At 34.5% G+C, this 8,453-nt stretch carries 7 protein-coding genes; 2 read left to right on the top strand and 5 right to left on the bottom strand.

Translation table 11 applies throughout. From position 1 onward, the window contains the following. The coding region (locus tag SA378_RS05380) for a methyl-accepting chemotaxis protein (RefSeq protein ID WP_318524959.1) at nucleotides 1-1,565 on the top strand (1,565 nt) is incomplete at its 5' end. An 883-nt stretch (nucleotides 1,566-2,448) separates the two neighbouring features. Here the strand turns inward: SA378_RS05380 and rlmD are convergent. The 3 genes from rlmD to SA378_RS05365 all read right to left on the bottom strand — a co-directional run bounded on the left by rlmD (nucleotide 2,449) and on the right by SA378_RS05365 (nucleotide 5,938). Continuing rightward, entirely contained in the window at nucleotides 2,449-3,810 is a 1,362-nt protein-coding gene (gene rlmD / locus SA378_RS05375; protein ID WP_318524958.1) for a 23S rRNA (uracil(1939)-C(5))-methyltransferase RlmD, read from the bottom strand. Nucleotides 3,811-3,940: 130 nt separating this feature from the next. Next, nucleotides 3,941-4,942: an LCP family protein gene (locus SA378_RS05370; RefSeq protein WP_318524957.1), complete on the bottom strand. Its 1,002-nt coding sequence runs from the start codon at nucleotides 4,940-4,942 to the stop codon at nucleotides 3,941-3,943. Nucleotides 4,943-4,975: 33 nt separating this feature from the next. Next, nucleotides 4,976-5,938 carry an LCP family protein gene (locus tag SA378_RS05365; RefSeq protein WP_318524956.1) on the bottom strand — a complete coding sequence of 321 codons (963 nt, stop codon included), beginning with the start codon at nucleotides 5,936-5,938 and terminating at the stop codon, nucleotides 4,976-4,978. Nucleotides 5,939-6,229: 291 nt separating this feature from the next. Between SA378_RS05365 and SA378_RS05360 the strand changes: the two genes are divergently transcribed. Beyond that, a complete protein-coding gene (locus SA378_RS05360; protein WP_318524955.1) occupies nucleotides 6,230-6,430 on the top strand; it encodes a cold-shock protein in 201 nt (66 codons plus the stop codon). Between the two features lie 88 nt (nucleotides 6,431-6,518). On the opposite strand, the gene rbsK is transcribed toward SA378_RS05360, so the two are convergent. Continuing rightward, complete coding sequence (gene rbsK, locus SA378_RS05355) at nucleotides 6,519-7,409, bottom strand: ribokinase (RefSeq protein WP_318524954.1); 891 nt, start codon at nucleotides 7,407-7,409, stop codon at nucleotides 6,519-6,521. Between the two features lie 62 nt (nucleotides 7,410-7,471). Further along, nucleotides 7,472-8,395: a nucleoside hydrolase gene (locus tag SA378_RS05350; RefSeq protein ID WP_318524960.1), complete on the bottom strand. Its 924-nt coding sequence runs from the start codon at nucleotides 8,393-8,395 to the stop codon at nucleotides 7,472-7,474. Between the last annotated feature and the right edge of the window lie 58 nt (nucleotides 8,396-8,453).

The raw sequence follows: 8,453 nt of genomic DNA, 5'->3' as shown, positions 1-8,453 counted from the left end.
GCAAGGCAGCTACAGGAATCATAGAATCGGCCTTAAATGCAGAAACCATTGAGCAAATGTTGATTCCCCTTATGCAGGAACATACTGAAATTAAGGCCTTGTATCTTGTTGATAGTGAAGGTTTAGTGCTTACGGAAACCTTACAAGGTGATCAGGCATCTCTCTGGGAAAGAGGACAGAACGCTATAAATCAATTCTTTGAAGAGGCAAGTTCCACTGCGGAGGCAGGTATCTACTTTGAAGATGAGAATGAGGTTGCAGAAATTTATTATCCTATTACTGTGGATGGTACTACCAATTACGTAATTTATGTCCTTGTGGACACAACCGACTATTTCACCAGCGCCAACATCGCAAAGGAAGCCATGGATTCCATTATTACAAATCAAAATACCAGCTTGAATTTTACTATCATCTCCAGCATCCTTTTAACTATCATCTTGCTAGTATTATTCTCCTTTGTGATACACTTCAACTTTAAGCCTTTAAACAAGCTGACTGCTACAGCAAAAAAAATTGCGGAGGGTGACCTCACGGTTCAGATTGAAAGCAATGTGGATAATGAACTTGGCATTTTGTTGGATGCTTTCAGTCAGGTTGCCGAAAGACTGCATGGCTATATCAACTATATTGAGGAAATCTCCGGTGTTCTAAATCAGATATCCAGAGGAGATTTGACCTATCATCTTCGCTTGCATTATATTGGCGAGTTTGCGAAGCTAAAGGATTCGTTGGAAAACATCCGTTCCTCTATGAGTCAAACGCTGTTGATCATCAACACCTCTGCTCAGCAGGTTAGTGCTGGTGCAGTTCAGGTTTCCAGAGATGCCCAAGCGCTAGCCTCGGGGTCAACCGAGCAGGCAGCCACCATAAAAGAACTCAGCGCTTCTATTGCACAGGTTGCAGAGCAGGCGCAGGCCAATCTGGAGCATGTCAAGTTCGCTGCCGAATATACCAAGCAGGCCAACGATGGCATCAACATTGGAAACATACATATGAAAGAACTTTCCAAGGCAATGAATAACATTAATACCGCCTCTAATCAGATTGCCAGTATCACCAAAACCATTGAAGATATCGCCTTCCAGACCAATATTCTCGCCCTCAATGCCGCTGTTGAAGCTGCCCGTGCTGGAAATGCTGGAAAAGGCTTTGCAGTAGTGGCAGACGAAGTGCGAAATTTAGCCTCAAAGTCAGCAGAAGCCGCCAAACAAACCTCGGAGCTCATTGAGCATTCAGTGGCAGTGACAGCGGAAGGCACTCGAATTACGGAGCAGACTGCACAGGTTCTACAGGATGTTCAGAATAAAGCCACTACAGTCAATGAGAGCATCCTGAAAATAGAGCAGGCCTCCATCGAACAGACCAATTCCATCGTTGAAATTCAGAACGGTCTTGGTCAAGTATCCAGCATTGTGCGAATGAATGCAGCCAGTGCGGAAGAAAATTCTGCTACAAGTGAAGAAATGTCAGCACAGGTGATAACACTGCTGGAAGAAGTGGAAAGGTTCAAACTGAGTTCCGAATATGAAACAGGTCGTATCACAGAACATACCAAGGGCTAAGAAAATATTCCTGGCATTGCTTACTGCAAGTGTTATCCCTCAAAACCCTGAATTATATGGGATTGACTGTTCCATCAATATTAACAAATTCACCTGTTTCAGAAAAAGCATTAATTGATGTTAAAAGCACACTAGCAGTTAAACTTTTTTAGCTATATCTAAAAAACCAAACTCAATTATGTCATGTTGAGGATTGTAGACTTCTACCTACAATCCTCTTTTATTTGAAATGTCTTTCTTTAAAGCAAAACAATTGGGTTGCATCTACAATTACTAACCAGTACTTCCCTGAAAACTTTGCTTCATCAAAGCTTTTTTGCGAATTAGACTATATATCATCTTTTATTTTTTTATATCATCTATTAGTTTAGGAAAGTAGTGCGCTTGTATTTTTAAAAATTCCTTAATCTCATTTTGTATTGTTCTCTTTATTTCTCTTCTTTCAGCCCTTGTCAATTTTTATTCTCCTCCGCGATAAAATTCTTTATATAATTTTATAATATTTTCTGTTTCTTTGCAGATTTGAATTGTTTTTTTTATATTCTTTTGCGAAAAATTTCACCTTTCAGTGATGTACATAGAATTGCATCCTAAAAGTGCATACTGCACTTGCCAATATTTGTTAAGGTCACACCCCTATTTTTCATTTAATGCGTAAACTAATCTCTTGGTTTGGCCCTGGAAGGTTATTACATGGGAGTGATGTACTAACCTGTCTGCAGCAATGCGCTCTATCTTGATTTTTTAGCAACCTTTCATCAAGCTCTTTTTCCAATACCTCTAAATTTGTGAAAACTGGTATTAGAACTAAAAAGTTTCTTCTAGTGTATCAGATTATTTCTCTAAAATCTCAAAAAGCCTTTATTGCAAGACTTTTAACCCTTTACCTATCTTTTCTTGTTATCAATACAACACACTCCACATGGTGGGTCCAGGGAAACTGGTCTACAGTCTGGACTTTTTTGAGCTGGTATCCGCCTGATTCCAGTAGTTTAATGTCTCTTGCCAGCGTGGATGGATTGCAGGATACATAAACAACTTTTTTTGGAGACATACTAATTATTGTGTCTATTACTTCTTGTTCGCATCCTTTTCTTGGAGGGTCGACTATTACAACATCTGCTTTAATATTTTTGCTGTACAATTTCGGAAGCAATTTTTCTGCTTTTCCCGTAAAAAATTCTGCATTAACTATATTATTTTTTACTGCATTTTCCCTTGCATTAATAATTGACTGCTCCACTATTTCAACACCATATACTTTCTTGGCATATTTTGCTGCCATTAAGGATATGGTTCCTATGCCGCAGTATATGTCAAAGCAAACATCATCTTTGCTTATGTTTGCATATTCTATTGCAGTGTTGTAAAGTTTCTCGGTTTGTTCCGGATTAATTTGAAAAAATGTTTCAGGGGATATGGTGAAAATCAAATCACCAATGTTGTCATTAATTGTTCCTTCACCGTACAAAGTAATATTTTTATGCCCCATTACAAGATTAGTATTTTTGCTGTTTATGTTTTGAACAACTGTTTTTATTTCTTTAATATTGGATGTAAGTTCTTTAATAATTATGTCTTTATTAGGGAAGTTTTCTGTTGCTGTGACAATTACAAGCATCAGTTCATTTTGTCTGTTGTTTCTTATTACAATATTTCGAACAGTTCCTTTTTCTGTTTTTTTATCGTAGGCTTCTATATTGCATTTAATCATTAGCTCTTTAAAAAGCCTAACTGTTTTATCAGCTTCATTGCTTTGAAGCATACAGTTTGAGATATTCACTGTATTGTATGTTCCCTGCTCATATGGTCCAATAATAATTTCTTTGTTTTTCTTTGCAACTGAAAATGCTGTTTTATTTCTGTATCTAAATGGATTTTCCATTCCAATGGTGTCATTTACAACTGCATCTTCCATATTGACAGAATTCCTTCTCATTTCATTTATAACTCTGTTTTTCTTGTAAATAAGCTGAGCATTGTAGTCCATATGCATAAGCTGACAGCCGCCGCATTCATAAAAATACCCACATGGTGGATTAATTCTGTCTTTTGATGGTTCAATTATTTTTAAAAGTTTTCCTACTGCAAAATTTTTCTTCTTTTCTTTTATTTCTATTTCAACTAAGTCTCCTTTTATTGCTTTATCGATAAACACAACAAAATTATCAATTTTAGCAACTCCTTGGACTGTATGATTCAAATCTATTATTTCAACTTCTTTTATCTGACCGTTTTCTAACATAAAGACTCCTGTAATAGTATTTGTTAGTACAATTATACTATTAACAGGAGCCTTGTCAACGAACTTATTTATTTAATTAATGAAAGATATTTGTAAATCATGACTGCTACTTCGGTCCTAGTTGTAATAATTATTCTGTTGCGTCAGCTATTCTTTTATCATCTGCATATGCAGAGAGATTCACACCGTACATATCGTATACAATCTTTATCATCTCTTCCCCATCAGGAAAATAGAATGATAATCCAGACACCATTTTGTCTGTACCCGGTAAAGTTGTTGTCTCAAGATTTTCTGTCGAAAAACCTATGGCATCTTTACCAAGTCCAAGAAGATTTGTGAGCGTAATATCTGTTTTTACATAGGGGTACACGGCACTAATTACACTTGGAAGCTTTAAACTTAAAGATTTATCTATGGCAGATTTAATAAATTTCTGTTGTACTTCCACCCTTCCTAAATCTCCATTGATGTAACCGGAATATCCTTCATAATTAGTTTTTCTGAATCTTAGGAATTCCATTGCTTTATCACCATATATAATTTGCTTTCCCGCTGGTATGTTAATATCCAATGGAGGATCATCATAAGGATCTGTATATCTCATATGAAACGGAACATCAACTTCAACGCCTCCTATTGCATCCACAGCTGCTCTTACTCCATCATAATCGATAGTTACATAATTATTTATAGGAAGACCTGTAAGATTCTCGACTGCTTCTGTAAGCGCTTCTATTCCTTCTTCCTCCATGCCGTATATAGCATTTATTTTCTGGGTTTCTGAATATTTTGAATATCCTTCCCTTTGATAATATGTGTCCCTTGGAATTGATATTATATTGGCATCTTTGGTTTTCCTGTCAAAACTTGCAAGCATCATAGTGTCTGACCTTGTTCCTTCAAGCCCTACAAGCAAAACATTAATTCTCTTACTTTCATGAATTGCTTTTTCCAATGGAGTATCGAATTCTGTCTCTTCGATTTCACCAGCAATTTGATCATCTTCATCAGGTTCTTCCTCTGCAATGTTTTGTGGAGAAAAAAATTTTACGTATGCAAAAATTCCGGTTGATAACACAAAAGAAAATATTAATAATGAAAATATAAATACTTTTATGAATTGTTTCATTAAAAAATCCGCCTTTCAATTAACACTTCTTATTTAATTGGTCTGTGATTCATTTGCTATAGGAATATACATTGAAGATACCATTTTTTTTATGTTTTTTTCATCAGGTATATAAAAAGACAATCCTTCTAAAGGAGTTTCTATACACGGCAAAATATTGGAATTTATGTTGTCCGCAGAAAATCCGATAATATCTCCTGCCATACTTAATAAATCTGTTACAGTAACATTTGTTTCTACATATGAATAAGCTTCTTTTATTAAAGCAGGAAGTTGCAAGCTCAATGATTGTTCTATAGCCGATTTTAAAAATTGTTGTTGTGCTTCTATTCTCCCCAAATCTTGATTAGCATATCCCTTTCTGAATCTTAAAAATTTTAAAGATTGCTCGCCATTTAGAATCTGTGCGCCTTCAGGTATATCTATAACCAATGGAGGATTATCATATGGGTCTGAATATTCCATGTGAAATGGAACATTTACCTCAACTCCTCCTAAAAGATCTACGCAAGAAACTACTGCTTCATAATCTATTATGACATACTTTTCAAGCGGTATTCCAAGCATATCTTGAATTGCTGATGTAAGCTTTTCTATTCCACCTTCAGCATAAACAGCATTAATCTTTTTTAAATCCGGACTGTCATCTGCATTTCTTGGATAATATGTATCTCTCGGTATAGAAATTAAATCAGCTGTCTTATTTTCCATATCATAACTTGCTACCATTATAGTATCTGTTCTACAATTTTCAAGACCTACCACTAACACATTAAATCGTTTGCCTTTCTTTGCAGCTTCACCGATTGAACTGCTGTAGTCATATGTGCTTGATTCATAAAACAAAGTGTTTTCTGATTGCTCTTCAGCACCTTTTACTGTTCCTATTACAATATTCTTATCAACAAAAAATATATACCCTAAAGCAGTTACGCTTAAAACAATCGAAATCAGAACCAAAGAAGCAAAAAAAATTTTAAAAAAATGTCTTATCATTATTGTTCACCTATTAACAATCCGTTTAGAATAGTAATTGAAATAATTATACCAAAGCTTTACATATATTTCAATTACTATTCTACAAAAAATAATTATGAAATTTTACAAATTATACATTTTTATTCATTTGGTAAAACCCTTAAAATTTCAAATTGTTTATAATATGATTTAAATTCAAATAGTTTTCTGCAATAAAAATTATTTTCTTTTTTAATAATCATGTATTGCAATTTACAAAAAAAATTGGTATAATATGTGTATCTTTTTTAATATCGGAGGATTTTTTCTATGAAAACAGGCACAGTTAAATGGTTTGATTCTAAGAAAGGTTTTGGATTTATTTCTTGCGATGACGGCAAAGATGTATTCGTACATTTTTCAGCAATCGTTTCTGACGGTTTCAAAACTCTTGAAGAAGGTCAAAAAGTAAACTTTGATATAGTTGATGGCCAAAAAGGACCACAAGCTAACAACGTTACTGTAGCGTAGTATTTGTTCTAAGAAATAATACATTAATATAGATATAGCAATTGTTTACTTATATTAATATTGGTATTTCAAGAAGACGTGAAAAGAACTACATTTGTAGTTCTTTTTCATTTATTTCCTTTAATGTTGGCATGCCGCTTTGTGCGCCTAATTTAGTTACTGAAATCGAAGCTGCCTTGTTAGCAAATTTAATCGATTCTTCTAAACTGTCTCCTCTGACCAGAGCTGCTGCTAAGCCTCCGCAAAACGTGTCTCCTGCTCCTGTTGTATCTACAACTTCAACATCATATGACGGTACTATTTTCATTTCATTTCCATCATAATATTTGACACCTTTTGAACCTATTGTAACAATTAATTTATTTGGATATTTTTTTATTATTTCATCAGTGTTATTTTGTTTGCCTAAAATAATATTTAGTTCATGCTCATTCGGTGTTATATATGAAGCATTTTCTATTAAGGATTTTGGCAATTCAACTGCAGGTGCAGGATTAAGAAGAACTTTAACGTTGTTCTTCCTGCAAAGCTCTGCGGTATATTCCACTGCATCCAATGGTATTTCAAGCTGAAGCAGCACTATATCTGCAGACAATATTACATCTTTATATTTGTCAATTGTTTTTCTTGTAATTTCATAATTTGCACCTGGTATAACAATTATGCTGTTGTCCTTCTCAGCTACAACTATATTTGCTACACCGGTAGGTATTCCTTGGATTATTTCAACGCAATTTGTGTCAACATTCATTAGGTTGAAATTTTTAATTGAAAATTCACCGTTGCTGTCATCTCCCACGCAACCTATCATACAAATTTCAGCACCTAATTTGCCTGCTGCAACAGCCTGGTTCGCACCTTTTCCTCCGGGAATAATTGAAAATTTACTTCCAAGGACTGTTTCTCCCGCTTTAGGCCTAACATTTGAAGTAAAAACCATATCAACATTTATGCTTCCAACTACTACTACTTTACCCATACTAACTACCTCTATTATTTTTGTGAAAGAGTTTAATAATGCTTTATTCTCCCCAAAATTCTTTATTTTGACATATCGTCTAATTTATATAAATTTTGCAGTAAAATTTCTCTAAATTTTTCTAAATCAACTCCCAAAAGCACTTTTGGATATGTTTCATCATAGTTAAACCATTCTCTAATATCAGCAACTGTATTTCCTCTGTTTAAACCTTCAGAACAATCAACAGTCACATCCATGTGTTTGAAGCTATACAACTGCGGATACAGCAAATACATTATGCTGCAGGCATCATGTATAGGTGTGAACGTACCTGCTTTAACATGATCACCTCGAAAATAAAAATTCAAAATTTCACCACACATGCGAGATACTTTACCTGTACTTTTCAACAATTCATTCACATCTTCCCTGTACAGTCCTGTGCTGTGAGTAACATTAAGGCCACTCATCACTATTGGAATTTTTGAATCAAATACTATTCTTGCTGCTTCAGGATCAGCCCATACATTAAATTCAGCTGTAGGTGTTGTGTTTCCTCCCACAGTTGCTCCTCCCATTATTGAAAGAAGCTCAATTTTATCCACAACTTCAGGAAATGTTTTAATAAGCAATGCTATATTTGTCAATGGACCAACCGGACATATCGTTACTTTATCTTCTTGAGCTAAAATTGCATCTCGCAAAAATGTTACTGCATTATTTGAATACAATTCTTTTATTTTAGGAAATTGGTAGTCCCCAACTCCATTTTCACCGTGGACGTTAATAGCCTGACGCTTTTCTCTTATTAAAGGACCTTTAGCTCCTTTAGCAACCTTTATATCGCTGTCTAAAAATGATAATAGACCAAGAGTATTGTCTGTAACCTTTTCTATAGTTTGATTCCCTGCAACAGTTGTTATACCTAAAATATTTAATTTATCTAAATTTGCAATGGCAAGGCACAATGCAACAAAATAATCAATTCCCGGATAGCAGTCTATTATTATATTTCTTATTTTTATTTTTCTACTTATTATTTTCTAGTTAATCTTTGTTTTT

It is taken from the genome of Sedimentibacter sp., from assembly GCF_033447055.1.
In the GTDB taxonomy this organism is placed as follows: domain Bacteria; phylum Bacillota; class Clostridia; order Tissierellales; family Sedimentibacteraceae; genus Sedimentibacter.
This window is presented reverse-complemented; position numbering and strand designations above follow the sequence as displayed.

Bases quoted from the DNA above. Each gene is read 5' to 3' on its own strand.
- rlmD (WP_318524958.1), bottom strand. From the start codon at position 3,810: ATGTTAGAAAACGGTCAGATAAAAGAAGTTGAAATAATAGATTTGAAT.
- rbsK (WP_318524954.1), bottom strand. From the start codon at position 7,409: ATGGGTAAAGTAGTAGTAGTTGGAAGCATAAATGTTGATATGGTTTTT.
- SA378_RS05360 (WP_318524955.1), top strand. From the start codon at position 6,230: ATGAAAACAGGCACAGTTAAATGGTTTGATTCTAAGAAAGGTTTTGGA.
- SA378_RS05370 (WP_318524957.1), bottom strand. From the start codon at position 4,942: ATGAAACAATTCATAAAAGTATTTATATTTTCATTATTAATATTTTCT.
- SA378_RS05365 (WP_318524956.1), bottom strand. From the start codon at position 5,938: ATGATAAGACATTTTTTTAAAATTTTTTTTGCTTCTTTGGTTCTGATT.